The sequence below is a fragment of the Psychromonas sp. SP041 genome (assembly GCF_000470315.2).
Lineage (GTDB): Bacteria > Pseudomonadota > Gammaproteobacteria > Enterobacterales > Psychromonadaceae > Psychromonas.
Genome location: NZ_CBRF02000003.1, coordinates 156,137 through 181,049, shown reverse-complemented (window position 1 = coordinate 181,049; position 24,913 = coordinate 156,137). Strand labels below are relative to the sequence as shown.

At 36.0% G+C, this 24,913-nt stretch carries 23 protein-coding genes; 16 read left to right on the top strand and 7 right to left on the bottom strand.

The window, feature by feature from the left end; all coding sequences use genetic code 11:
• Nucleotides 1–212: 212 nt before the first annotated feature.
• Nucleotides 213–3,455, top strand: coding sequence for a DEAD/DEAH box helicase (locus SP041_RS03230; protein ID WP_205961158.1), 3,243 nt, complete (start codon nucleotides 213–215; stop codon nucleotides 3,453–3,455).
• Nucleotides 3,456–4,214, top strand: coding sequence for a tRNA isopentenyl-2-thiomethyl-A-37 hydroxylase MiaE (gene miaE / locus SP041_RS20980; protein WP_205961157.1), 759 nt, complete (start codon nucleotides 3,456–3,458; stop codon nucleotides 4,212–4,214).
• Nucleotides 4,215–4,306: 92 nt separating this feature from the next.
• Here miaE and SP041_RS03225 read toward each other — a convergent pair whose 3' ends face one another.
• From SP041_RS03225 to SP041_RS03215, 3 genes are read right to left on the bottom strand one after another with little or no spacing between them, the layout of a single operon-like run.
• Nucleotides 4,307–5,407 carry a YcbX family protein gene (locus SP041_RS03225; RefSeq protein WP_137297384.1) on the bottom strand — a complete coding sequence of 367 codons (1,101 nt, stop codon included), beginning with the start codon at nucleotides 5,405–5,407 and terminating at the stop codon, nucleotides 4,307–4,309.
• A 15-nt stretch (nucleotides 5,408–5,422) separates the two neighbouring features.
• Complete coding sequence (locus SP041_RS03220) at nucleotides 5,423–5,881, bottom strand: methylglyoxal synthase (RefSeq protein ID WP_137297383.1); 459 nt, start codon at nucleotides 5,879–5,881, stop codon at nucleotides 5,423–5,425.
• 22 nt (nucleotides 5,882–5,903) lie between these two features.
• The gene (locus tag SP041_RS03215; RefSeq protein WP_137297382.1) at nucleotides 5,904–6,287 is read right to left on the bottom strand and encodes a YijD family membrane protein; all 384 of its coding nucleotides are present in this window, start codon (nucleotides 6,285–6,287) and stop codon (nucleotides 5,904–5,906) included.
• Between the two features lie 215 nt (nucleotides 6,288–6,502).
• On the opposite strand from SP041_RS03215, the gene sthA reads away from it, so the two are divergent.
• Nucleotides 6,503–7,933 carry a Si-specific NAD(P)(+) transhydrogenase gene (sthA, locus tag SP041_RS03210; RefSeq protein WP_137297381.1) on the top strand — a complete coding sequence of 477 codons (1,431 nt, stop codon included), beginning with the start codon at nucleotides 6,503–6,505 and terminating at the stop codon, nucleotides 7,931–7,933.
• A gap of 92 nt (nucleotides 7,934–8,025) precedes the next feature.
• Here sthA and nudE read toward each other — a convergent pair whose 3' ends face one another.
• Nucleotides 8,026–8,577 (bottom strand): ADP compounds hydrolase NudE, encoded by a 552-nt coding sequence (nudE, locus tag SP041_RS03205; protein WP_137297380.1) that lies wholly within the window; start codon nucleotides 8,575–8,577, stop codon nucleotides 8,026–8,028.
• A 271-nt stretch (nucleotides 8,578–8,848) separates the two neighbouring features.
• On the opposite strand from nudE, the gene yrfG reads away from it, so the two are divergent.
• Nucleotides 8,849–9,496: a GMP/IMP nucleotidase gene (yrfG, locus tag SP041_RS03200; RefSeq protein WP_137297379.1), complete on the top strand. Its 648-nt coding sequence runs from the start codon at nucleotides 8,849–8,851 to the stop codon at nucleotides 9,494–9,496.
• Nucleotides 9,497–9,511: 15 nt separating this feature from the next.
• On the opposite strand, the gene SP041_RS03195 is transcribed toward yrfG, so the two are convergent.
• Nucleotides 9,512–12,085: a PBP1A family penicillin-binding protein gene (locus SP041_RS03195; protein WP_205961156.1), complete on the bottom strand. Its 2,574-nt coding sequence runs from the start codon at nucleotides 12,083–12,085 to the stop codon at nucleotides 9,512–9,514.
• A 192-nt stretch (nucleotides 12,086–12,277) separates the two neighbouring features.
• On the opposite strand from SP041_RS03195, the gene pilM reads away from it, so the two are divergent.
• The 12 genes from pilM to trpS all read left to right on the top strand — a co-directional run bounded on the left by pilM (nucleotide 12,278) and on the right by trpS (nucleotide 23,767).
• Nucleotides 12,278–13,336, top strand: a complete 1,059-nt coding sequence (pilM, locus tag SP041_RS03190; protein WP_137297378.1) for a type IV pilus assembly protein PilM — start codon at nucleotides 12,278–12,280, stop codon at nucleotides 13,334–13,336.
• Nucleotides 13,336–13,887 carry a PilN domain-containing protein gene (locus SP041_RS03185; RefSeq protein WP_137297377.1) on the top strand — a complete coding sequence of 184 codons (552 nt, stop codon included), beginning with the start codon at nucleotides 13,336–13,338 and terminating at the stop codon, nucleotides 13,885–13,887. Before pilM ends, SP041_RS03185 begins: the two co-directional genes overlap by 1 nt.
• A 2-nt stretch (nucleotides 13,888–13,889) precedes the next feature.
• Nucleotides 13,890–14,459 carry a type 4a pilus biogenesis protein PilO gene (locus SP041_RS03180; RefSeq protein WP_137297376.1) on the top strand — a complete coding sequence of 190 codons (570 nt, stop codon included), beginning with the start codon at nucleotides 13,890–13,892 and terminating at the stop codon, nucleotides 14,457–14,459.
• Nucleotides 14,459–14,977 (top strand): pilus assembly protein PilP, encoded by a 519-nt coding sequence (locus tag SP041_RS03175; protein WP_137297375.1) that lies wholly within the window; start codon nucleotides 14,459–14,461, stop codon nucleotides 14,975–14,977. The genes SP041_RS03180 and SP041_RS03175 overlap by 1 nt, the downstream gene beginning before the upstream one ends.
• Nucleotides 14,974–17,079 carry a type IV pilus secretin PilQ family protein gene (locus tag SP041_RS03170; RefSeq protein ID WP_240791408.1) on the top strand — a complete coding sequence of 702 codons (2,106 nt, stop codon included), beginning with the start codon at nucleotides 14,974–14,976 and terminating at the stop codon, nucleotides 17,077–17,079. The genes SP041_RS03175 and SP041_RS03170 overlap by 4 nt, the downstream gene beginning before the upstream one ends.
• A 157-nt stretch (nucleotides 17,080–17,236) precedes the next feature.
• Nucleotides 17,237–17,752 (top strand): shikimate kinase AroK, encoded by a 516-nt coding sequence (gene aroK, locus SP041_RS03165; RefSeq protein WP_137297374.1) that lies wholly within the window; start codon nucleotides 17,237–17,239, stop codon nucleotides 17,750–17,752.
• Entirely contained in the window at nucleotides 17,752–18,822 is a 1,071-nt protein-coding gene (gene aroB / locus SP041_RS03160) for a 3-dehydroquinate synthase (protein WP_137297373.1), read from the top strand. The genes aroK and aroB overlap by 1 nt, the downstream gene beginning before the upstream one ends.
• A gap of 6 nt (nucleotides 18,823–18,828) precedes the next feature.
• Nucleotides 18,829–20,481, top strand: a complete 1,653-nt coding sequence (locus SP041_RS03155; RefSeq protein WP_137297372.1) for an AAA family ATPase — start codon at nucleotides 18,829–18,831, stop codon at nucleotides 20,479–20,481.
• Entirely contained in the window at nucleotides 20,474–21,292 is an 819-nt protein-coding gene (locus SP041_RS03150; RefSeq protein WP_137297371.1) for a Dam family site-specific DNA-(adenine-N6)-methyltransferase, read from the top strand. The genes SP041_RS03155 and SP041_RS03150 overlap by 8 nt, the downstream gene beginning before the upstream one ends.
• Before the next feature lie 96 nt (nucleotides 21,293–21,388).
• A complete protein-coding gene (gene rpe / locus SP041_RS03145) occupies nucleotides 21,389–22,060 on the top strand; it encodes a ribulose-phosphate 3-epimerase (protein WP_137297370.1) in 672 nt (223 codons plus the stop codon).
• Nucleotides 22,061–22,072: 12 nt separating this feature from the next.
• Nucleotides 22,073–22,744: a phosphoglycolate phosphatase gene (locus SP041_RS03140; RefSeq protein ID WP_137297369.1), complete on the top strand. Its 672-nt coding sequence runs from the start codon at nucleotides 22,073–22,075 to the stop codon at nucleotides 22,742–22,744.
• 21 nt (nucleotides 22,745–22,765) lie between these two features.
• Nucleotides 22,766–23,767, top strand: coding sequence for a tryptophan--tRNA ligase (gene trpS / locus SP041_RS03135; RefSeq protein ID WP_137297368.1), 1,002 nt, complete (start codon nucleotides 22,766–22,768; stop codon nucleotides 23,765–23,767).
• Between the two features lie 155 nt (nucleotides 23,768–23,922).
• On the opposite strand, the gene gloA is transcribed toward trpS, so the two are convergent.
• Together gloA and SP041_RS03125 are read right to left on the bottom strand one after the other, a co-directional pair.
• Complete coding sequence (gene gloA, locus SP041_RS03130) at nucleotides 23,923–24,333, bottom strand: lactoylglutathione lyase (RefSeq protein ID WP_137297367.1); 411 nt, start codon at nucleotides 24,331–24,333, stop codon at nucleotides 23,923–23,925.
• A 107-nt stretch (nucleotides 24,334–24,440) separates the two neighbouring features.
• The gene (locus tag SP041_RS03125; protein ID WP_137297366.1) at nucleotides 24,441–24,866 is read right to left on the bottom strand and encodes a cytochrome c5 family protein; all 426 of its coding nucleotides are present in this window, start codon (nucleotides 24,864–24,866) and stop codon (nucleotides 24,441–24,443) included.
• Nucleotides 24,867–24,913: the final 47 nt, after the last annotated feature.

Sequence of the window (24,913 nt, the reverse complement as noted above, 5' to 3'; positions counted from 1 at the left end):
TGTAATAGTGAAACTCAATGAAAGACCAAGAAAGAAATTAGATTACAATACGCCAGCCAAATTAATGGCTGAACATATGGCAGCTATAGCTGTTTAGTCGTTATGCACTTCAGACTTGAATCTGCCTCATTTTTGAATTGTGTGATTAATGCTTTATTTATGCTTACTATCTCTTTATCATTAACGATCCGTTTTTTAGATGGTTTTTTCCGATGCCTAAAGTAACTCAGCAAGATATTTCTACAAGTTTTGGTCGTAACATTATTGATCGAGGCACCCTTTATTTTAAAGAAAGTCGAGTATTAGCCTGCGATTATGATGAATCGAGTAAGGCTCTTGTTGGGCTAGTGAAAGGAAGTCATGAAACGCCTTATAAAACTAAAGCGTCAATAAAGCCTTCTAATAAAGGTGGTTTTATAATTCATAGCACTTGTTCTTGCCCTGTGGGATGGAACTGTAAGCATGCTGTGGCTTTATTATTAGCTTATCAAGCAGATACTCCAAATTATAACGTCGAAAATAGTTACCAAACTTGGTATGAGATGTTAAATGGAAAAGCGGCGGCTCCTGCAAAAATAAGAGCATCTGCTTACCAAGGTCATTTCCGTTTTTCTTTTGATAAGAAAGTACTTAATCATGAACATCGTTATATAAAAGTCGAATATGGCACCGTGCGTTTTTTGAAAAGTGAAAATACGCATGTGTTTAGTGAAAAAGATTTAGTCTCCGTCGCAGACAATGAAAGTTGGATGGAAAGCTTCAAGTGGGTTGAAGATGTCGATGTAGAAATACTACGTCTTTTATTAACCAAAGAAGGGCGAGCGGCTAAATTAGGTAAGACTTATATCAAAACAGAGCTCGACTTACTTGCTTTACAAAAAATATTAGAAACAGGGCGCTGTTTTTGGGAGCATTTAGAACAGAAAATAACAATTTCTAATTCACGCCCAATGAAGCTCGAGTGGCAGTCAATTGAAGATGATCTAAAACAATTAACAGTCAATTTAGAGGATTGCGAAGAATGGTTATTAATTCCTACGCCTAAACCTTATTTTTATGATTTAACGCGCCATCAAGTTGGCGAAATTGAAACGCATTTTAATCGTGATTGGTTACTCTCTCTATTACAAACGCCGCCACTTGGTGAAGAGCAATGTGCGCACTTCACACAAGAAGTGTCATTAGGCTTTTCACAAGACGTTTTACCTAATCCACAACATTACGATATTCAGCCTATAGACGAAAAACTACAGGTTATTTTTAAGTTAGATGTACAAACAATCAAGTCTCAGCCTTTATTTTTAGGCCGTTTATATTTCAAATACGGTGATCTGCTATTAACACCAAGTATTCTAGAAGATAAACAACGTAATCAATACATGCATAAAAGCCAAATCGTCAGTATTACTCGTGATATTGAGGCTGAAGTGTTAGCGCTTAATGAGTTTAATGATTTATGTTTGCTTGATGTTTACATGTACGATCCAAAATACACCGTTAGTAAAGATGTACAGGGGATTTTACCGCCTGAATTAGGTGGCTCTCAAGAGTTCCAATGGTTGTCTTTATTAACCGCACATAAAGCACGTTTAGAAGTATTAGGTTGGCAGTTTGATATTGCTAAAGATTTAGCTTTACAGAGCCAGCAGGTTGATAGTATTGATATTGCTATCGATGAAAAAGGCAACTGGTTTGATTTAGGTGTGTCGATAGAAGTTGAAGGTAAGCGTATTGAGCTATTACCTCTGTTATTAGAGTGGCTTCGCAGTAATGAAGATTGGCAGCAGAATAATTACGATATCTTGTTAGCACAGGGCAATGGACGTCCATTACGTGTTAAGCGTGAATCTATCCAACCGATTTTATCTATTTTGCAAGAGCTTGGGGAGGTTAATGAAAGTAAGATTAATCTACCACAAAACCAAGCTGCATTATTAGCCCAGTTACCTGACATTAATCGTTGGGTTGGTGGTGAACACGTACAAAATTTAGCAAAAAAATTAGCTAGTTTTAGTGGTATCCAAGAAATACCGACTCCTGAAGGGCTCGTTGCAGAGTTACGAGACTATCAAAAAGAGGGCCTTAATTGGCTAATGTTCTTAAATGAATATGGTTTCTCTGGTGTACTCGCCGATGATATGGGGCTAGGTAAAACAGTACAAACGCTCGCTTATTTATTATATAAAAAGCAGCAGCAATTATTAACATTGCCTGCCATGGTTATTTGTCCTACTTCGTTAGTCGGTAACTGGTTAAGCGAAGCGATTAAATTTACACCTGATTTAAAAGTATTAGTGTTGCATGGTGTTAGCCGTCATCAATTCTTTAAAGATATTAATGACTACGATCTTGTTATAACGACTTATCCTCTGATTGCTCGTGATTTTAAAGAGTTTGCTGATTTTTCTTTTTCTGACCTGATATTAGATGAAGCACAAACCATCAAAAATCCACTCGCAAAAATGACTAAAAGTATCAAGTTGATCGATGCTAAACAGCGCTTATGTTTAACAGGTACACCGATGGAAAACCATTTAGGTGAACTATGGTCTTTGTTTGATTTCTTGATGCCTGGATTCTTAGGTTCATATAGCACTTTCAACCGCGTTTACCGTAAAGGCATTGAAGGTGAGGGTAATCAACAAATTCAACAATGGTTAATTCAAAAAACCAAACCTTTCTTATTGCGTCGAACAAAAGACGATGTTGCTAAAGAGCTACCAGCTAAAACTGAAATTATTCATAAAATTGCACTGCAAAATGATCAACGTACATTATATGAAAGCATTCGTATTACGATGGAAGCAAAAGTACGTGATTTATTACGTGAAAAAGGCATGGCAAGAAGTCGTATTGAGTTTTTAGATGCTCTATTAAAATTACGCCAAGCTTGTTGTGACCCGCGTTTAGTGAAGTTAGAGCATGCAAAACAAATTAAGAGTTCTGCTAAGTTAGACTTTTTAATGGACATCGTGCCAGAGATGGTTGAAGAAGGTCGACGTATTCTTATCTTCTCTCAATTTGCACAAATGCTAGGGTTAATTGAAGAAGCGTTACTGGAAAAAGGAATCGATTTTGTTAAATTAACAGGACAAACTCGTAATCGAAGCGAAGTGATTGAGAAGTTCCAAGGAGGTAATGTACCTGTCTTCTTAATCTCATTAAAAGCGGGTGGTGTAGGCCTTAACTTAACCGCTGCGGACACCGTTATTCATTATGACCCATGGTGGAATCCTGCGGTAGAAAACCAAGCGACTGACCGTGCGTATCGAATTGGACAAGATAAACCGGTGTTTGTTTATAAATTGATTTGTGAAGAAACGGTTGAAGAACGTGTTTTAGCATTACAGTCTCGTAAGCAAAAATTAGCTGACAGCGTGTATGGTAAAGAGCAAGAAGAAAACTTTGCTCCTGATAACAGTGATGCACTCTTAAAATTATTTGAGCGTTATTAAATGCACGCAGATGAACAATTGTTAGCACCGATTAAACAGTTTCTCCATGTAGAGACACCGCAAGCTTGGGTCGATAAAGCTAAGCTTGCTGAGAATCAATCGGCGTTATTAGTTGATCATATGATCTGTGAGTTAAAAGCAGCACAAACGGCGATGCTATTAGTTCGTCGTTATGCTGTAGATAAAGAAAGTGATAATGCACTAATGGCGTGGTTAACGCCTTACAATGACTTTGTTTATCGTAAGCAAGGAGATTGGAAAACGTTAGCGAGTAATAGTTTATCTAAAAAAATAGTCGCCAAAGCAAATACTGCTTATGGGCAAGATTTGATTGATAAAATGATCTTGTTAATTAAAGAAGAGTTGCACCATTTTTATCAAGTTGTAGAAATTATGCAGGCACGAGATATCACTTTTCATTTTGTCGGTTCTAGCCGCTATGCAAGAGAGTTATTGAAGCATGTCACCACACATGAGCCGGATACATTAATTGATAAGCTTATTTGTAGTGCTTATATTGAAGCGAGATCTTGTGAGCGATTTGCTAAAATTGCACCACATTTAGATCCCATTTTAAATAAATTTTACCTTTCGTTATTACGTTCAGAAGCCCGTCACTATCAAGATTACTTATCATTAGCAGAGCAAATAGCAGGTAAGGATATCTCTGAGCGAATTCAATTTCTTGGGAAATTGGAAGGGGAGTTAATCAGTAGTTATGATGATGACTTTAAGTTTCATAGTGGATGCCCTACATAGCTGCTATGAAACCTAGTCACTATTATAATCATTATTCTAATCACTCCCTAATCAATATAAAGTATTAAAGAGTGATTAGAATTTTTTAAGTATTAATGCTCGATGCTAATATCTGATGTTGGAATACAACTACAAGCTAATACATAACCCGCTGCAATGTCTTCTGCAAACAAACCTTGGTTATTTAACACATTAACCTCACCGGACAATAATTTCGTTTTACAACGACCACACTTACCCCCTCTGCATGAAAATGGAATATTAACACCAGCAAGCTCAGCTTGGTCTAATAAAGGTTGTTGATTGTTTCCTGTCACTTCAATATCAGTCACTGAAAAGTGTATCTTCACTTCTTTTTTATTGCTTTCTAGGTCGTTGATCATTGAGTGATATACAGGCGCTTCTTTCGTCTCCAGTACTTGTACTGGGTCACCATTACGGATCATACCTTCATTTAACGGTATTAAATTTTGTCCGAAATCGATTTCACCTTCATGGAATCTAAATTGGGCAAGAGTTTTAAGCGGCTGTTCGAGATCTGCAATACCAGTCTTAGGGTCAACATTAGTAAAAATACAACGAGAACAAGGTTTACTAACCTCAAATTCTACTTCTCCTATCTTAATGCGAGCCCAATTATCTTCAATAAAAGGAGCATCTCCTCTGACGATTAAATTAGGTCGAAAGTGTAAGGCACTAACAGGCGTTTCTAAGTGAGTGTTTAGTTGATCAACCGATGCTTGGTTAATGATTAATAGTGGATAACCATCAGCAAAACTAACTTGAGTTTGTTTGTTTTTAACACAACGCATACTGCTATCAGAAAAATAAACAAGTTTGCAATCTTGCTTTAGAAACGTTGAAAACCAACGATCATAATCTGCATGGCAATGTTGTGCCTGTAAAGTGTCAGACCAAATATCAACGGTTAATGTTTGTTCTGTAAAGTCTTCTTGTTGGATATAAAAACTTGTTTGATTAGGGGCACTAACAAATAAGCCTTTTCTGGAAAACTCTATGTTCACCTGAGTTAATTGAGGGTGAGTACGTCCAGTGATAAATTGGCCATCAAGATCCACTAACATGTAACGTCTATCATCCTTCAAACCTTTCTCTTCAACAAACGTTTGAGGTAACTGCACACCTTTAGTGGATTTTATTGGGTAAATATAAATATCTGTTAAGCTTTGCACGTCAATCTCCAAGGTCTATTGTGTACGTTCGAGCAAGTAACCTTGGTAATCAGGAATACGTGTAGCGTAGTCTTTATCAATATGAACTGAGTCCATAATAAAGTCGGCTGTTGCTATATTAGTCGCAATAGGAATATTCCATACTGCCGCTAAGCGTAAAAGTGCTTTCACATCTGTGTCATGTGGTACTGCATTCATTGGGTCCCAGAAAAAAATTAGTGCATCGAGTTTCCCCTCAGCTATTTTAGAACCAAGTTGTTGATCTCCACCCATCGGACCCGATAAAAGACACTCTACAGGCAAGCCTGTTTGTTTTGTTAACAAGACACCAGTGGTGCCTGTCGCAAACAGTTCATGCTGTTTTAATTGATCTGTTCTTTTCGAAGCCCAGTTAATTAATAACTCTTTCATATGATCATGTGCAACTAAAGCGATCTTCTTAGATTTTGGTATATTGCGAGTAATATAATCCATTTTTTTACCTTTTATATAACAATTACGCAGAGTAATGTTTGTCGCCAAACATTACTTTATACATTAACCAAATAGCCAAAATAAGTGCGATAGTGATAGATATAAAATTTGAGCCTAGTTCTGGGTATAAAGCACTAGTGAAGGCTGAGTAAGAAAATAATCCAATGAAAAATGCAGCCCATGCAGGTCTGATGCTTCCTTCATTATTCGCTTCGTGAACATATAAACGGTAAAAGTGACTGATTGCAAAAAATAGCGTGAAAAATGGAAAAAGAGAAAAGGTTACTTGAGAAATGGTTAAAATGGAAAAACACGCATTTGTCGATAACCCTATTAAAAAAGCATAAATTAACCATTTTATAGATATGTTACTCTCTTGTTGTGCAGATGTGTTGCTGTCTTGCATTGTCATTACTCCTTTAGTGTGACTGTTTTAAAAACTAAAAATAACATGAACTAATACCTATTTCTTACATTTATAGTGTATGTGAGAAGTTAAAGATACTTAAACAATAACAATAGACTATTTATAAAAGGTTTACCGCTAACTTTGTTGTAAGAATGTGTGACAAATGCTATCAAATTGTTAATATAAGTTATATTCCAACTTGAGGTCGTCTAATGTCAACTCCAAAGAATCAAAAAACTGCTCCTGTAAATTACGATTATGATGTCATTGTTATTGGTACTGGTCCAGGCGGAGAAGGTTCGGCGATGAAGCTTGCAAAAGCAGGTAAGCGTGTCGCAGTAGTTGAAAAGTATCGTGATATAGGCGGCGGTTGTACTCACTGGGGAACGATTCCTTCAAAAGCACTTCGTCATAGTGTAACGCAGTTGATTGAACTGAAGAATAATGCGTTATTTACAAATAATTACCCACAAAAACAAGAGTTTACTTTCGCCGATGTGCTTCGTCATACGGCACAAGTAATCGGCAAACAAGTTAAAATGCGTAGTAGTTTTTATAATCGTAATAACTGTACATTACATTTTGGTGAAGCATCTTTTGTCGATAAGCATTCAGTAAAAGTGAAAAATCCAGATGGGTCTGTAGAAGTTATTACAACTAAAGATGTTGTTATTGCAACAGGATCACGCCCTTATCACCCGGATGATATTGATTTTAATTCAGCTAATGTTTATGACAGTGATACGATTTTATCGTTAGACTACCAACCACAGCATATTGTTATTTATGGTGCTGGTGTTATTGGCTGTGAATATGCTTCAATCTTTAGAGGATTAGGTGTTAAGACTGATTTAGTAAATACACGAGATCGATTATTATCATTTTTAGATGCAGAAATGTCAGATGCTTTATCTTACCATTTTAGAAATTCAGGCATGATTTTACGTCATGATGAAGAATATGAAAAAGTAGAATCATCATCTGATGGGGTTGTAATCCATTTTAAATCAGGTAAAAAAATGAAAGCAGATTGTTTGCTTTATGCCAACGGTCGAACAGGCAATACTGATTTATTGAATTTACAAGCAGTAGGTTTGAAACCAGATAGCCGTGGCCAATTAGCGATTAATGAACATTACCAAACATCGGTTGATAATATTTATGCGGTAGGCGATGTTATCGGTTACCCGAGTCTTGCAAGTGCAGCGTATGATCAAGGTCGAATAGCGGCAAACTTGATTATTACGGGTGAAGGTAAAAGAAAACTTATTAAAGATATTCCTACTGGTATTTATACCATTCCTGAAATTAGTTCGGTAGGTAAAACAGAGCAAATGCTCACCCAGCAACAAGTACCGTATGAAGTTGGCCGAGCACAATTTAAAGATTTAGCGCGTTCACAAATTTTAGGATCTGATGTGGGCAGTTTGAAAATATTATTCCATCGTGAAACGAAAGAAATATTAGGCATTCATTGTTTTGGAGAGCGTGCGGCGGAGATTATTCATATCGGACAAGCGATCATGGAACAAGAAGGTGAAGGCAATACGATTGAATATTTTGCTAATACGACCTTTAATTATCCAACAATGGCCGAAGCATATCGAGTTGCGGCATTAAATGGTTTAAATCGTTTATTTTAAACGGCGTATTTCAATTTTAAATTTTTAAATACAGAAACGAACTTTTAAAATACTAGGCGGTATATGAATACTGCCTAGTCTTGATTGATTTTCTATTTGTAGTTTTTCATTACCCATAACAAAGCACTAATGCTACGTGCTTCTTGAAAGTCATCTCGATTAAGTAATTCATCAGCTTTGCTTAATGGCCATTTAATTACTTCTAATGGTTCTGGTTCATCACCAATTAAGCTTTCAGGATATAAGTCCTTCGCCATAAAAAGCGTCATTTCACTACTGAAGTAACTCGGCGCCATGACTACCTTTTTTAACTCGGTAAATTCTTTTGCACCAAAACCAACTTCTTCTTTTAATTCACGGTTAGCCGCTTCTACAGGTGTTTCACCTGGATCAATCAATCCTTTTGGAAACCCTAATTCGTAACTATGTGTACCTGCTGCATATTCACGTATCAATAAGATTGTTTCTTTATCGTAAAAAGGAACGACTAAGACTGCACCTTGATTACCACCTTGCATCCGTTCAAATTCACGTTGTTCACCATTACTAAATCTCAGTTGTAGTGTTTCAATTTTGAAAAATCGACTACAAGCTGCAACACTTTTATTTAAAATTTCAGGGAGTGTTTGTGAAGAACTACTCATAGGTGCCTCATGATTTTATTAGTATATATAAAGGTTATCTTACAATGCTTATTGTCTCTACGATACTGTATTATGTTAATTCAAATGGATATCTGGGTCATTCTGAGTGTTTATAACTCTTATTTGTTCGATATAACTTCCATCAAATGAGTCATTATTTACACAGGTTTAGTGGGTCTAGTTGGGTGAGTTTTAAAGATTAAATACTAAAATCTATTGGAAGTGATTTATTTACTGTTCACCATTCAACCTTAACTCTTTTAGGAAAATTATGCTGTTAGAAAAAGATATCGATCTTGTGTTATTAGATATGGATGGAACCTTGTTAGATTTGCATTATGATTCTCATTTTTGGATAGAATTAGTGCCAAAACAATATGCAATTATCCATAAAATTTCTCTTGAACGAGCAATTGATATTGTATTTGAAGAGTGTAAAAAAGTATCGGGAACGTTATCTTGGTATTGTTATGATTATTGGACAAAAACATTAGGTGTAGATATCCATCAACTGCAACATCAATTTAAACATAAAATTCAGTGGCGTGAAGATACGCTATGGTTTTTAAAAACACTAAAAGAGCTTAATAAGAAAATTGTTATTTTAACTAATGCTCATCCTAGCGGCATTAAACTAAAAGATCAGCAAACCCAATTGTTATCACATGTAGACTTAATTATTTCCAGTCATGAAATTGGCCATGCAAAAGAGAGTCAACATTTTTGGTCGATAGTGAAAAAACAACTTAATACTGATTTTTCGAGAGCAGTTTTTATTGATGATAGTGAAAAAATATTAGTGGCAGCTCAATCCGCTGGAGTGGAGTATGTTGTTGGTATTAATAAACCAGATAGTAAAAAGCCTGCACAATTAATACAGGGCTTTTCATCTATCTGCCAATTTAATGAGTTCTTTTAGCCTGAACATAGTTAGTTAAAATAATTCATTGCCAAAAATAGATCCACCTTCTTGTGAATCCGAATCACTGAACATTGGCTCTGGTACGTAGTTAGTCGGTATCGTACCTGCTCTAAAGAACTCAAATAATGTTGTTTCATCTCTTGCTGTCGATAATAGACCTGTTGCTCCATCGATACGTACACTAGAAATTGATCGTGGGCGAGCTGGTTTATAAACGGGCTGGTCAGCCATTGTTTTATCCATGAAGTAATTCCAAGCGGGTAATGCTGTTCGCGCACCAAATTCACCGCCTGCTACTTGGTTTTTACCTAAATTGCTATTGTAAGTTGCACGACCTAACTCTCGACTAAAATCATCGAATCCAACCCAAGAGGTTGCGACCATGTTGCCAACAAACCCTGAGAACCAAGCATCTTTGGAATCATTTGTTGTACCTGTCTTTCCGCCCATATCTTGTCTGCCGATAGCACGAGCTGCTCTCCAGCCTGTTCCGTTCCAGTTAGTTTTGTTTTTTCGGTTTCCACCACCCCAAACGGCTGTTCGCAGGAGTTCTCGCGTCAAAAAGGCCGTTTCTGGAGATATTGCTGACGGGGCAATTTGCGCCTTATCAATAGGTGAAATAGCACAAACTTCTGCTTCACCGTCAATGATGGTGGTAGTAGCTAATGGATCCGTTTCTGCTTCTTGTTGTTTATAGATACTGATACATTCTGGACATGCAATTTTAGGTTCTGCTTGATACAGTACCGTTCCATAAGCATCTTCAATGCGCTCTATTATATAAGGTTCTACTTTATATCCGCCATTCGCAACAATGGCATAGCCTGTGGCAAGCTCGATAGGGGTCATTGATGCCGAACCTAATGCGAGAGAGTTACTTCTTGGCATGTCATCTTCATTAAAGCCAAACTTAACAAGCTGATCGATGACTTTAGTAAGTCCTAAGTATTCTACTAAACGTACAGAAACAACATTTTTAGATTGCCCTAATGCTTGACGTAAACGGATTGGACCTGCATATACTGCTGGCGAGTTTTTAGGGCGCCAAGATTCATCACCACTCCATTGACTAATCGGTGTATCACTTACTAATGTTGCAAGTGTATAACCATTATCAAGTGCTGCAGAATAAATAAAAGGTTTTATATTAGAACCAACTTGTCGTTTGGCTTGAGTTACACGGTTAAATTTACTTTGTGCAAAATTGAAACCACCGACCATTGAAGTAATGGCACCATCTTGTGGATTTAGAGAAACAAACGCTGCACTTACTGCCGGGTATTGAGACAACTGTAGTTGTTTAATGGTCGTTGATTTTTCTTTATCTTCTACTTCAATTTCTCGAACCCAGATTTGTTCTCCTACTTTTACAATATTTTTTGCTTCTTTGGGCGGGTATCCTTGTCTTGAATCTGTTTTAAATGGGCGAGCCCAGCTTAAACCATCCCATTCAATAGTTGATTTTTTCTGTTTTTGACCTTTAATGATGACATCAATACTTTTTTTATTAACAGCGACAACAACTGCAGCATGTAAATCGGCTATGTTGCTTTCTTTTGATAAAGCCTTAGTAATTTTTTCTGTTGTCCATGGTGTTTCACTGTCTTCCCATAATACTTTGCTAGGGCCACGGTAGCCATGTCGCGTATCGTAATTGTATAGATTCTCAGTAACAGCTTGATTTGCAGCTTCTTGTGCTTTTTTCGTTATAGTCGTGTAAACATTAAAGCCTTCGTTATAACTTTTCTCTTCGCCGTATAATTCGATTAATTTATTACGTGCTATTTCTGCTACGTAATGTGCAGACAGTGTTATTTCAGCACCGTGGTAATTACTTATGACGACTTCATTGCGTGCATCTTGATACTCTTTATCTGTAATGTAACCTTCGTCTAACATTCGTACTAACACGATATTACGACGTTCAGTTGCATTTTTGAGAGAGTAAATAGGATTTAGACGTGATGGCGCTTTTGGAAGACCTGCTAACACCGCCATTTCTGATAACGTAAGATCTGAAACTGCTTTACCAAAATAAACTTGTGCAGCAGCACCGACACCAAAAGAACGATGACCCAGTGCAATTTTATTAAGATAAAGCATTAATATTTCATCTTTCGTTAAAATTTGCTCAATTTGAATGGCAATGAAAATTTCTCGAACTTTACGAATAATTGTTTTTTCATTGGTTAAAAAGAAATTTCTAGCAACCTGCTGTGTGATCGTACTTGCACCTTGCTTAGCGCTACCAGACATAATGTAAACACTGGCGGCACGTAGTATACCAATAGGGTCCATACCGACATGTTGATAAAATCGGCTATCTTCTGTTGCAATAAATGCGTTAGCTAATTGATCTGGTATATCTTCGCGTACTAATGGAATACGTCTTTTTTCACCAAATTGTGAAATTAGCTCACCATCTTTGCTTAATACCTTCATTGGAACTTGTAACGGTATATCTTGAATACTAGTTACATCAGGCAAGTCAGATTTTAGTTGATAATAAATGACCGCTACTGTTGCTATACCTAATAACGCAAAGATAATAGCTACTATGAAAAGTCGCTTGATCCATTTCATCATATTTAAATAATTCCATTGATAGAGTGACTAAGTCACTTTTATGTTCGATATATTGAGTATGTAGTATATAGTTATAAATCATGAGTTAAAGAGTGAACTGTGACTTATCAGCTTGGAAATTGTCGAATTTAAACTTATTATTGTATATTAATTTAAAAAAAACTTATTAATGCTTAATGCAGCAAGGAAATTATGTTTTTTGGATTTAAAAAATTAGGTTCGAGTAGTGTTATTGGTATTGATTTCGGTTCGAATTCAATCAAAGCAATTGCAATCTCAAAAGGACAAGGAACATACCATGTAGATGGTATTGCAGAAGCACCTTTAGCAAAAGGGCTTATTGTCGATAATCGATTTGAAGATATTGATAAAATTACTGCGATCATAAAACAACTACGTAAAAGTTTCCCTTCAAATTATAAAAACGTTGCAATCGCTGTCACGGGATCTGATGTCATCACAAAAGTAATGACAATGAACGACTCTCTTAGTGAGCTAGATTTAGAATCGCGCGTCGAAATTGAAGCTGAAAACAGTATTCCTTTTCCATTAGATGAAATCTTTATTGATTTCGAAATAATGGGACCGAACAGCAATGACCCGTCCTTAAATGACATTCTCGTGAGCGCTGCTCGGAAAGAGCGTGTCTTATCTCAAGCTCAGTGTGTTGATGAAAGTGGCTTAAATACAACTATCGTGGATATTGCTAGTCATGCATTAGCTCGCTCTGCAGAGCTTGTTATCACCTCTGATGATTATAATAAAGGCATTGCTATTGTTGATATTGGCGCTTCTCAAATGATGCTCAATATTCTGTATCAAGGTAACGTTATCTTTACTCGAAGTAAGAACCATGGTGGTGCCGTGTGTAGTCAAATGATTGCAGAGCGCTATGGTTTAACTGCTCCGGAAGCGGAAAGAGTAAAAATTGAGAACGATTTACCTATTGATTGCGATGTCGATGTTATTACTCCATTTGTTAATATGACTATCAATCATTTACGTTTCGACTTACGTATGTTTACTAACGCTCCTAACAAAGTTGATATTAGCAAACTGATATTAACAGGTGGAGGAGTCTTAATGGATGAGTTAGCGAAGCAATTACAAGAAGAGTTAGATATACAAGTCGAAGTGGCAAACCCCTCTTTAGGACTTGAATGTAAGAATGAATTAGACAAAAAATTATTAAAAGAATCTGGGCCTAAATATATGATGGCATTAGGTTTGGCATTGAGGAGTTTTTCATAATGTCGAATATTAACTTATTACCTTGGCGTGAAAATTATAAAAAGAAGAAAAAAATTGCTTTCTTTATTTTATTAGGCTGTAGTTGCTTAGTTGCATTAGGTTTTTCTTTTACAGGAAAAATGTATGTAGATTCTTTGATTAGTGCGCAAAATGAACGAAATGAGTTTTTACAAACTAGAACTATTATTTTGGACCGACGCATTGCAGAAATAAAAAACATTAAAAAAGAAAAAGCTGAACTAGTACGTCGAATAAATCTTATTCAAGAGTTGGAATTACAACGTAATATTATCACTCGTTTTTTCAATACATTACCTGTTGTAACACCTCCAGGTGTTTATGTTAATTCGATTAATTTTAATAATGACGCTATTAGTGTAAAAGGTCTTTCTGATTCGACGGGACAAGTAAGTAACATGGTAAGAAATGTTGATAGCTCTGGTTGGTTAGGAGACGCTTCATTACCTTCTATCGTTAGCGGACCAACAAAACCAATCAAGTTATATAATTTCTCTATGAACTTTATTGTTCTTCCTGAAGATAGGAAATAGTCATGCATATTAATGATATGGATCTAGAAAATATAGGCAGTTGGCCGAAGCTTCATAAATCGATTGTGGTAATAATAACCTGTTGTCTTTTGATTGGTGGTTTCTATTATTACATTATTGAAGATCAACTTAAGCAATTAGATAAAGTAGAAGCAAAAGAATTAACGCTAAAAAATGAATTCAAAGTAAAAGCAGCATTGTCTTCAAATCTTGAAGCTTATCGCGAACAAATGATTGAAATTTCAGTAATATTAGATGGGCTAGTTAACAAACTACCAAGTAAAAAAGAACTCGCTAGTTTGTTAGATGATGTTGGTTTTATTGGTGCTAATAATGGTTTGCAGTTTAAAAGTCTTAATTGGGGTGTAAAAAAACAATTAGAACTTGCTGAAGAAGTGCCTATTAGTATTAAAGTTATTGGTACTTATGAGCAATTAGGGAAGTTTTCTGCTGACATTGCCGCTTTACCTCGTATTGTTATATTAGATAACTTGCGTTTAAAGCATAACGATAAAGATACGCTAATGTTAGATATCGTTGCTAAAACATATCGTTATAAAGGGAAGAAATAATGAAGCAGCTATTGCCTCTATCATTGGTGTTTTTACTATTTTCTTGTGCGGAAGCAAATCTTGATGATTTACATGTATTTGTTGATGATACCGAATCTAAAGTTTATCCTGTAAAAAATGAAGTACCTACACTTAAAAAAATTGATACCCTTAACTTTACTCAAGAAGGTGAAAGAAACCCTTTTTCACAACCACAACTTGAAGTCGTTACTGAAGTGAAGGATACTCCTAAAAGTTGTCCTCAGCCTAATTTTGATCGTAAAAAGCAAGCTTTGGAATTGTACTCGCTTGGGTTAATGCAGATGAAAGGAACGCTATCGATTGATGGTGAGCTATGGGCTCTTGTTCAAGTTTCTGGTAGTGAAGTCCATAAAGTTAGACCAGGTAATTATCTTGGTTTAAATTATGGAAAAGTACTAAAAATAAACAAAGATAAAATAGATCTATTAGAGTTAGCACCAGATAGAAATGGTTGTTGGGAAGAGCGTGTTACTCAAATGACATTGGTATCGGAATGAAGTTAATCAGGGATGAAATGGAAAACATGAAATTTAGAAATCTTAAACAAATAATATTGTTGAGTGTGGGTATAGCTTTGTTATTTGTATCTTCTTTCTCAGTTGCTGAGTCACAATTAATAAAACTTAATGTCAATCCTCTTTCGGAAGGGAAGTTTGAGTTAAATTTTGAATTCAATGAGGAAATCTCGACTTACACAGAGAAATTACATTATCGTCCAAATAAACTAGTCATTGATGTGCAAGATGCTAGTTCATTACTTGAATTAAACCCTATCAATATCAATAAAAGCGGTGTCGAAAGTGTTGAAGCAATACGCATGAATGGTGGATTGCGCTTAGTCATTATGATTGACGATTTAATGCCTTACTATGTTTCTGATCAAGGCCGAAATTTAGTAGTTCGCTTCGGAGATACTGAAAAAAGATCTGTTGCTACTGAAGCTGAGTCAGCAGTAGCGGCTGCAATTATTCAAAATACAGGCGACCAAACTGCACAACGAACACTGAATGAAGCTGCTGAGAAAGCACGTAAAGCGGCCTTGATTGATAGACCTAAAGGTTATGTTAATACTATTTCAGATATTGATTTTAAACGAGGTTCAGAAGGTCAAGGTAAACTGTTTGTTTACTTAGATAACTCAAGTGTTGCTGTTGATATACAGCGTCGTGACCAACAATTAATTGTTGAATTTCAAAGTACTTATATCCCAGATGACTTCTTATACATCATGGATGTTGTCGATTTTGCCACCACAGTGGAAAAAATAGAAACGTTCCGAGAAAATGGAAAAACACGTTTTATTTTTAACATTAAAGATGAATATAATTATCGTTATGACCAACTAGATACTTTGTTTATGGTTGAAGTCTCTAAAAAGCCCGAAGATAAAGCCGACACTCCTTATGAAGGGAAAGCTATTTCTTTGAATTTCCAAGATATTCCAGTACGTACAGTATTACAGTTAATTGCTGATTTTAATGGCTTTAACTTAGTTATTACTGACTCAGTCAGCGGTAATATCACTTTACGTCTTGATGATGTTCCTTGGGAACAAGCGTTAGATATTATTCTTAAGGTGAGAGGCTTAGGTAAGCGTATGGATGGGAACGTTCTAATGATCGCTCCTGCTGCTGAACTTGCTGCAAAAGAAAGGGAACAACTAGAATCTAATAATGAAGTTGCTGCTTTATCTCCACTATATTCTGAGTTTATACAAATTAATTATGCAAAGGCCGCTACGATTGCAACTATGTTATCAGGTCAAAATGCAAGTTTACTGTCAGAACGTGGTAATGTAACAGTTGATACACGTACGAATACTTTATTAATTAAAGATACTGCCGCTGTAATCGACTCTGTTAAAGAAATTATTGATGTTTTAGACGTTGCCGTGCGACAAGTTGTTATTGAAGCTAGAATGGTAACCGTTAGTGACTCTGTCGGCGAAGACTTAGGTATTACCTGGGGGCTTTCAAATAGTACTGGTCAAGATACCACCTTGAATACTTTAGATGTTAATTTACCTCTACCTTCAGCAGCCGGTACACTTGGATTTCAAGTTGCTAGATTAGCGAATGGTAATATTCTAGATCTAGAACTATCTGCTTTGGAACAAGAAAGTAAAGCTGAAATTATAGCAAGTCCACGTATTACAACACTTAACCAACAAACTGCTTATATTGAGCAGGGTACTGAAATTCCTTTTGTAGAATCTTCATCATCAGGTGCGACATCAATTAGTTTTAAAAAAGCGGTACTAAGTTTGCAAGTAACGCCACAAATTACACCTGATAATAAATTGATTCTAGATCTCGTGATTACTCAAGACTCTGTTGGTGAAACGATTATAACAAATGATGGTGAGTCAGTTTCTATTGATACACAAGAAATTCAAACTCAGGTATTAGTCGATAATGGTGAAACCTTAGTTTTGGGTGGTATTTATCAACAGCAAATTACAGATACCGTCAGTAAAGTGCCATTTTTAGGTGATATTCCTTATCTTGGCTTCTTATTTAGAAATTCAGTAACCGACAATAGTAAGTCAGAATTATTAATTTTTGTTACACCGCGTATTGTTATGCAAACAAAATATTAAGTATTAAATTCGTTTAGTATTGAATAAGCCTGAAGTTTACCTTCAGGCTTATTTTTTTATGGCTTGCAATATATTGTTAACAATTGCGATAATAAGGTACTTCTCTTTAATTTTTAAGGGGTTTCCCAGTAATCAACCACTTGAGTAAAAATTTAACATGGCAGAACAGCGTAATATATTTTTAATTGGCCCAATGGGGGCTGGTAAAAGCACAATTGGCCGTCAACTTGCACAAATGCTGCATTTAGATTTCCTTGATTCAGATAGTGAAATTGAACGCAAAACTGGCGCTGATATCGCTTGGGTTTTCGACGTTGAAGGCGAGGAAGGTTTTAGAAGTCGCGAACAAGAGATGTTAGACGAGCTAACTAAGAGACATGGTATTGTTTTAGCGACGGGCGGCGGAGCAGTTATTAGACAGGAAAATAGAACTCATCTGTCGGCTCGAGGTATTGTTGTCTATTTAAAAACAAGTGTTCAAAAGCAGCTTGCAAGAACACTAAAAGATAAACGCAGACCACTTTTACAGACAGACGATCCACAATCTGTACTAGAAACATTAGCAGAAAAACGCAACGCACTTTATGAAGAAGCTGCGGATTATACTATTGAAACTGACGAGCAAAGTGCAAAAGTTGTTGCGAGTCAAATTATTGCTCTACTGGATTTTTAATGGAAAAATTACTCGTTGATCTAGGTGATCGTAGTTACCCAATCTCTATTGGTTCAAATTTGTTGTCAGATACTTCGCTTTTTAGTAGTGCGATAAAAGGCAAAAAAGTCATGATTGTGACTAATGATGTTGTTGCACCTCTGTATTTAGAGGCTTGTAAAAGCACATTAAAAGATTATCAAATTGATGAAGTTATTTTACCTGATGGCGAGCAATATAAAACATTAAACACATTCGAAATAATATTAAGTGCATTATTAGAAAAAAAACATGCGCGAGATACAACCATTGTTGCATTAGGTGGTGGTGTTATTGGTGATATGGCAGGCTTTGCAGCTGCTTGTTATCAGCGTGGTATTGCATTTGTACAAATACCAACGACCTTATTATCACAAGTTGATTCTTCAGTCGGTGGTAAAACGGCCGTAAATCATCCGCTTGGTAAAAACATGATTGGTGCTTTTTATCAACCACAGGCCGTTATCATTGATATTGAGTGTTTAAAAACACTGCCTGCTCGTGAGTTTGCAGCCGGTATGGCTGAAGTGATTAAGTACGGTATCATTTATGATAAAGACTTTTTTAGCTGGTTAGAGTCAAATATAGAAGCTATTAAATCACTTGATCCAACGGCAATTGTTTATATGCTTAAGCGTTGCTGTGCTATTAAAGCTGAAGTTGTAGCGTTAGATGAAAAAGAACATGGCATTCGCGCTCTATTAAATCTGGGTCATACTTTTGGTCACGCTATTGAAGCTGAACAAGGTTATGGTAACTGGTTGCATGGTGAAGCGGTAGCTGTTGGAATGGTCTTAGCTGCTGAAACTTCTTATATCCTAGGGTTAGTAGACCATAGCGATGTAGAACAAATCATTGATTTAATTGAAGCATTTGATTTACCGTTGGCTGCGCCTGCTGATATGCAATACAAGCATTTTGCTGAACATATGCAATTAGATAAAAAAGTGCTTAATGGTCAATTACGTTTGGTTTTACCGACTTCTGTAGGAACAAGTGCATTATTTGATAATGTTAGCGAGAAAGTACTTCGTGACGTCATAGAATCGTAATCGATTATGGTAGAAAGAACATTAATCTCTCTTCCTTCTCAGTTGCAGTTAATAGAACGACTGCAACATCTTATCTATTTATCCTCTTCACTTACTTTCGTTTCAGGAGAAGCTGGGTCAGGTAAGAGTACACTGACTGAAAATCTCTCCAATATTTTACCGAGTGATTTACAGCAAGTGTATATATCATTAGTTAATGAGCCGACAGAAAATGCATTACGCCAAAAAATTGTGGCTCAGTTGTATAATAAGGCATTATTTAATGCTGAAGATAAGCTATTAGATACTATCTTTCGATTACAGCAATCAGAGAAGAAAACCAAAAACAAATTAATCATTATTGATAACGCTCAATATTTACCTGCTGGTTTTATCATTGAATTATGTGAGTTATTTTCTGAGCCTAGTGTTGCACAAGATAATACTTTTAATGTTTTACTGCTGACTGATGAAAAAACGACACAAGACTATATAACCTATCTTGAGACTCATTTAGTGAGTCGCCTCCAATCTACTTTGAATCATCTTGAGTTATCACTACCTCCATTAGGGGTGCAAGAAGCGAACGAGCTTCTATTGCATAATTTTCAACAAGTCGGTTATCAAGCGAAATTACAACATCAAGATGCATTAAATCGTCAGTTAACGTTATGTAATGGTAATCCACAAAAGATAATTATACTCGCAGAAAACTTAAGCCAAGGCTTACTTGAAACTGTGCCTCCTTCTTGGATAAAAACAAAACTCCCTGCAGTGTTGTTAATGCTTATGTTAGTCATTATTGTCAGTCTACTAGCCGCTTATCTTTATCCTAAGTTTGTACCAAACTCGTTACAAATCAATGCGTCAGATAACGATTTACTAGTAGAAGATAAAATAACAGGACTAACCTCTACTGAGTCGACAAAACAAGAATCCCTGGCTAGTTCATGGTCTACTTTAGATCTTGGTGTTGAAAATAATCAGTCAATGGTAGGTTTATCTGATAACACAGAACAACGTGTTGTCATATCAGATAATCAGTTAATTGAATTGACAATATTAAGTGATACGACTAATCAGCCTGCTAATAACAATACTGAACAACATCAGGTGCCTTTATTATTACAACTTCCTGCCGTTATTAACGATAACGTAATTAACAAAGGTGATTTATTAGATTCATCTTCTGAAAGTGAATTAATATCCACAAAACAAAAAGTGACGAAAATCACTGATAGCGATATCAAGCCAACAGTTGAAAGTAATGATGAAGAAATATTGAATGTTGTAGACGAATTACTAATAAATGTTTCAACTTCTGTTGTGAAAAAAGATAAACCTTTAACATCTACGGAAAAAGAAGATAGTTTACTGACACCTTCTTATATTTTGCGGTCTAAAAATCCTGACAATTTCACCGTGCAAATTTCTGGAATGGCATCTCGTCCCTATTTAGCTGCTTTCCAACAAAAATATAAATCAAATACAGAAAATGTGTTTTCCTATAAAACAATTCGAAATAATAAACCTTGGTTTGTAGTTATTTATGGTGAGTATTCTTCGGTAGAATCTGCAAATTTGGCAATTAAAAGTTTACCTGAAGCATTTAAAGGTATGCCAACTTGGATAAAAACATGGCAAGCGGTACATAATGATTTGCGGTTAAATAATGAATAAAAAAAATAGAGCCTTTTTAAAATGGGCAGGTGGTAAATACACACTAACAGAGCAGATTAATGCTCGTTTACCTGAAGCAAAACGTTTAATAGAACCTTTTGTAGGCGCAGGATCAGTATTTTTAAATAGTGACTTTGATGAGTACATACTCAATGATATCAATCCTGATCTAATTGAAATGTATAAAATTATTAAACGTAAGCCTAAACAGTTTATTCACGATGCGAAGGTTTATTTCCAACCTGAATATAATCAAGAAGATGTTTATTATCAGTTACGTGAGAAATTTAATAAAAGTGAAGATGTCTACTTACGTTCATTGTTATTTTTATATATGAATCGTCATGGCTATAACGGCTTGTGTCGTTATAATAAAAGTGGTGGTTTTAATGTCCCTTTTGGTCGTTATAAACAGCCGTATTTTCCAGAGAACGAGCTATTATATTTTTCTGAAAAAGCTAAAAAAGCAACGTTTACCTGTAAACCTTATCAAAAGCTGTTTTTATATCTGCGTGATAGTGATGTACTTTACTGCGATCCTCCCTATGTACCATTAAGTAAGAGTGCTTCTTTTACCAGTTATGCAACACAAGGATTTAGCCTAGATGATCAAGCGCAGTTAGCAAAATTGGCGCGTGAAAGTAAAGCCGCTGTTCTGTTAAGCAATCATGATACAACGTTAACGCAAGAGTTATACCGAGATGCTGATTGCGATAAAATTTTTGTATCACGTACGATTAGTAGTAAATCCACAGATCGCAAACCTGTTGCAGAGCTATTTGCATTTTTCCCTGCTAAAAAATCAATATAGAGCAAACATCAGAAATAAAAATTAGTGTGTTAGGCGTCGCTTAGGTAGAATAATACTTTCATTATTTAGCTTATTTCTATCTAGGGACAAACCACCATGACTGATTATTTAATTGCACCTTCTATCCTTTCTGCAGACTTTGCTCGTTTAGGCGAAGATGTTCAAAAAGTATTAGACGATGGTGCTGATGTAGTGCATTTTGATGTAATGGATAACCATTACGTTCCTAACTTAACGATCGGTCCAATGGTTTGTAAAGCGTTACGCGACTTTGGTATTACAGCGCCAATCGACGTGCATCTCATGGTAGAACCTGTCGATACAATGATTGTTGAATTTGCTAATGCTGGTGCATCGATCATTACTTTCCACCCTGATGCTTCAAAGCATGTTGATCGCTCGTTACAATTAATTAAAGATCATGGCTGTAAAGCAGGATTAGTTTTAAATCCAGCCTCTTCATTAGAAGAATTAACGCACGTTATGGATAGACTCGATGTAGTTTTATTAATGTCAGTAAACCCAGGTTTCGGTGGTCAATCATTCATTCCTCATACACTTGAAAAACTACGCCAAGTACGTAAGTTAATCGATGATAGTGGCCGAGATATTCGCCTACAAGTCGATGGTGGTGTTAAAACGGATAATATTAAAGAGATTGCAGAAGCAGGCGCAGATATGTTCGTTGCAGGATCAGCTATCTTTAATCAACCAGATTATAAAGCGGTTATTGACGATATGCGTGAACAGCTAGCTCAAGTAAAATAGAGATGAGTTAATATGTCCCAAATTACTGATATTAAATTAATTTGTTTTGATCTTGATGGCACCTTAGTCAATAGTGTGCCTGACTTGCGTTTAGCATTGAATGCAATGTTAGACGATTTATCATTACCAAATGTAAATGGCTTAATCGTTAAAACATGGGTGGGTGATGGCATTCCTAAAATGGTTGAACGCTGCTTATTACATGTTCAAGATAAAGCGATATCTGATACTGAACTAACTCAAGCAGTAGCTACCTTTGAAGATTACTACCAGCAATTTTTGAATACAGAATCGGGTTTATACCCAGCAGTAAAAAGTACTTTGTTTTCATTACAAGATAAAGGCTATAAAATTGCTTTGGTCACTAATAAATCAGAACAATTCCTCCCTAAATTACTAAAGTATTTTGGAATAAATCGTTGTTTTGATTTATTAATTGGCGGTGATACCTTAGCTAAAAATAAACCTGATCCAATGCAAGTTAATCATGCCTGTGAGCATTTCAATGTCAGTCAATCTCAAACCGTGATGGTAGGTGATTCTCGTAACGATATTTTAGCTGGACAAAATGCACAGGTAAAAACAATTGCTTTAACTTACGGATACAACTTCGGTGATCCGATTGCAGATATGAACCCAGATTATCTTATTAATCATTTTGATGAATTATTAACATTGCTTTAAAAGCAGTGAAGGAAATAAACAATGACTAAACCAGTTGTATTAAGTGGATGCCAGCCTTCAGGTGGGTTAACTATCGGTAACTACATGGGCGCATTACGTCAATGGGTTGTGATGCAAGAAACGCACGACTGTCTATTTTGCCTTGTCGATTTACATGCGATTACAGTTCGCCAAGACCCAAAAGCGTTACGCAGTGCGATTTATGATGGTTTAGCAATGTATCAAGCTGTTGGTATTGACCCACAAAAAAGTACTATGTTTATTCAATCTCAAGTACCAGAACATGCTGAATTATCTTGGATTTTAAACTGTCATACACAAATGGGTGAATTAAACCGTATGACGCAGTTTAAAGATAAATCGCAAAAAAATGTGACCAATATTAACGCGGGTTTGTACAGCTACCCTGTATTAATGGCGGCAGATATTTTATTATATGGACCACAAAGCGTACCTGTTGGTAGCGATCAAAAACAGCATCTTGAATTAGCACGAGATATTGCGACTCGCTTCAATAATGCTTACGGTGATACTTTTGTTGTGCCAGAACCTGCTATTCCAGAGCACGGCGCTCGCATCATGAGTTTACAAGATCCAACTAAGAAGATGTCTAAATCTGACGATAATGAAAAGAACTTTATTGCGTTATTAGAAGATCCAAAGAAAATAGCAAAGAAAATTAAAAGTGCGATGACGGATACTGACGAGCAAGCACGTATTTATTTTGATACTACTGAAAAGCCAGGTGTCTCTAACCTTCTAACATTACTTTCATGCTCTACTGGTAAATCAATCGAAAGCTTGATTCCTGAATATGAAGATAAAATGTATGGGCACTTAAAGTCAGATACAGCTGATGCAGTAGTAACCTTATTAGAGCCAATTCAAGCACGTTTTAAAGCATTACGTGCTGATGAAGCTGCATTGCAAGCAATGGCAAGAGTGGGAGCTGAAAAAGCCCGTGAACGAGCGGCTGAAACACTTGCTAAAGTGTATGATCGTGTTGGCTTCTTACCTAAATAAATACATTTATTAAATCAATGCTAAGACGTAATAAATGGATACAAAAAAGGCTGATATTGAATCAGCCTTTTTTATTTAATCTTAATATGCCGTTTTCTATTCGACACTGACTTATCAAGCTACTGACCCATCAAGCTAAGTGATTAGTCTAATAATTAGCTTTCGCCTAGCCCTTTACCCGCATCTTTTTTATTGATTAATTCAATCATATAACCATCAGGGTCTTTTACAAATGCAATTACGGTAGTACCGCCTTTTACGGGTCCGGCTTCACGTGTGATAACGCCACCTAAGCTTTTTATTTTTTCACAAGTTTGGTAAATATCATCTGTTTCAATCGCAATATGGCCGTAAGCATTACCTAAATCATAAGCGTCTGTACCCCAGTTATAAGTTAATTCAATAACCGTTGTATCAAGCTCATCACCGTAACCTAAAAATGCAAGCGTATACTTATACTCAGCATTTTCTGACTGGCGTAACAATTTCATATCCAGTACATTTTGGTAAAAATCTAATGACTTTTGCAAATCAGTAACACGTAACATAGTGTGTAATAAACGCATAATACTTGTCCTTTGTCGAAAATAGCTATAAAAAAAGACGAATCTAAATTCGTCTTTTTATCATTTTTTATAATGCACAAATGTAATAATAAAGGCTTTAGCGCTTATTATAAACCTTGAGTTAAGAATTTAACTGTTGCAATAATTTCATCGTCGCTACAATTACTACAAGTTCCTTTGGCTGGCATTGCATTAAAGCCTGAAAGAGCATGTTTAATTAACGTTTCTTCACCTTGTGCTATACGAGGTCCCCATGCAGCAGCATCTCCTTTGATTGGAGCTCCAGCAGCACCAGTGCCATGACAGGCTATACAAAATGTACCGTAAACTTGTTCACCAGTACGCGGTTCTGCAGGTTCATCTGATGCACTAGCGGTATTCGCAGTGACAATTTCACCATCTATATATACATCACTAATAGGAGCGATACGATTTGCAATCGCTTCATCAGAGAAATCTTGTGCAAAGCTTGATACGCTGAACAGGCTTATTGAAAGAGTGATAAATAGGCTGAGACGTTTAATAAGGGTCACATGAACTCCTGTAAGTGTTAATAAAATGCCAATATTTTTACCAATCC

What these genes read in the sequence shown, in the direction of transcription:
- SP041_RS03230 (WP_205961158.1), top strand. Translation starts at nt 213, where the DNA reads ATGCCTAAAGTAACTCAGCAAGATATTTCTACAAGTTTTGGTCGTAAC.
- miaE (WP_205961157.1), top strand. Translation starts at nt 3,456, where the DNA reads ATGCACGCAGATGAACAATTGTTAGCACCGATTAAACAGTTTCTCCAT.
- SP041_RS03220 (WP_137297383.1), bottom strand. Translation starts at nt 5,881, where the DNA reads ATGGATTATATTACTCGCAATATACCAAAATCTAAGAAGATCGCTTTA.
- SP041_RS03215 (WP_137297382.1), bottom strand. Translation starts at nt 6,287, where the DNA reads ATGCAAGACAGCAACACATCTGCACAACAAGAGAGTAACATATCTATA.
- sthA (WP_137297381.1), top strand. Translation starts at nt 6,503, where the DNA reads ATGTCAACTCCAAAGAATCAAAAAACTGCTCCTGTAAATTACGATTAT.
- nudE (WP_137297380.1), bottom strand. Translation starts at nt 8,577, where the DNA reads ATGAGTAGTTCTTCACAAACACTCCCTGAAATTTTAAATAAAAGTGTT.
- yrfG (WP_137297379.1), top strand. Translation starts at nt 8,849, where the DNA reads ATGCTGTTAGAAAAAGATATCGATCTTGTGTTATTAGATATGGATGGA.
- SP041_RS03195 (WP_205961156.1), bottom strand. Translation starts at nt 12,085, where the DNA reads ATGATGAAATGGATCAAGCGACTTTTCATAGTAGCTATTATCTTTGCG.
- pilM (WP_137297378.1), top strand. Translation starts at nt 12,278, where the DNA reads ATGTTTTTTGGATTTAAAAAATTAGGTTCGAGTAGTGTTATTGGTATT.
- SP041_RS03185 (WP_137297377.1), top strand. Translation starts at nt 13,336, where the DNA reads ATGTCGAATATTAACTTATTACCTTGGCGTGAAAATTATAAAAAGAAG.
- SP041_RS03180 (WP_137297376.1), top strand. Translation starts at nt 13,890, where the DNA reads ATGCATATTAATGATATGGATCTAGAAAATATAGGCAGTTGGCCGAAG.
- SP041_RS03175 (WP_137297375.1), top strand. Translation starts at nt 14,459, where the DNA reads ATGAAGCAGCTATTGCCTCTATCATTGGTGTTTTTACTATTTTCTTGT.
- SP041_RS03170 (WP_240791408.1), top strand. Translation starts at nt 14,974, where the DNA reads ATGAAGTTAATCAGGGATGAAATGGAAAACATGAAATTTAGAAATCTT.
- aroK (WP_137297374.1), top strand. Translation starts at nt 17,237, where the DNA reads ATGGCAGAACAGCGTAATATATTTTTAATTGGCCCAATGGGGGCTGGT.
- aroB (WP_137297373.1), top strand. Translation starts at nt 17,752, where the DNA reads ATGGAAAAATTACTCGTTGATCTAGGTGATCGTAGTTACCCAATCTCT.
- SP041_RS03155 (WP_137297372.1), top strand. Translation starts at nt 18,829, where the DNA reads ATGGTAGAAAGAACATTAATCTCTCTTCCTTCTCAGTTGCAGTTAATA.
- SP041_RS03150 (WP_137297371.1), top strand. Translation starts at nt 20,474, where the DNA reads ATGAATAAAAAAAATAGAGCCTTTTTAAAATGGGCAGGTGGTAAATAC.
- rpe (WP_137297370.1), top strand. Translation starts at nt 21,389, where the DNA reads ATGACTGATTATTTAATTGCACCTTCTATCCTTTCTGCAGACTTTGCT.
- SP041_RS03140 (WP_137297369.1), top strand. Translation starts at nt 22,073, where the DNA reads ATGTCCCAAATTACTGATATTAAATTAATTTGTTTTGATCTTGATGGC.
- trpS (WP_137297368.1), top strand. Translation starts at nt 22,766, where the DNA reads ATGACTAAACCAGTTGTATTAAGTGGATGCCAGCCTTCAGGTGGGTTA.
- gloA (WP_137297367.1), bottom strand. Translation starts at nt 24,333, where the DNA reads ATGCGTTTATTACACACTATGTTACGTGTTACTGATTTGCAAAAGTCA.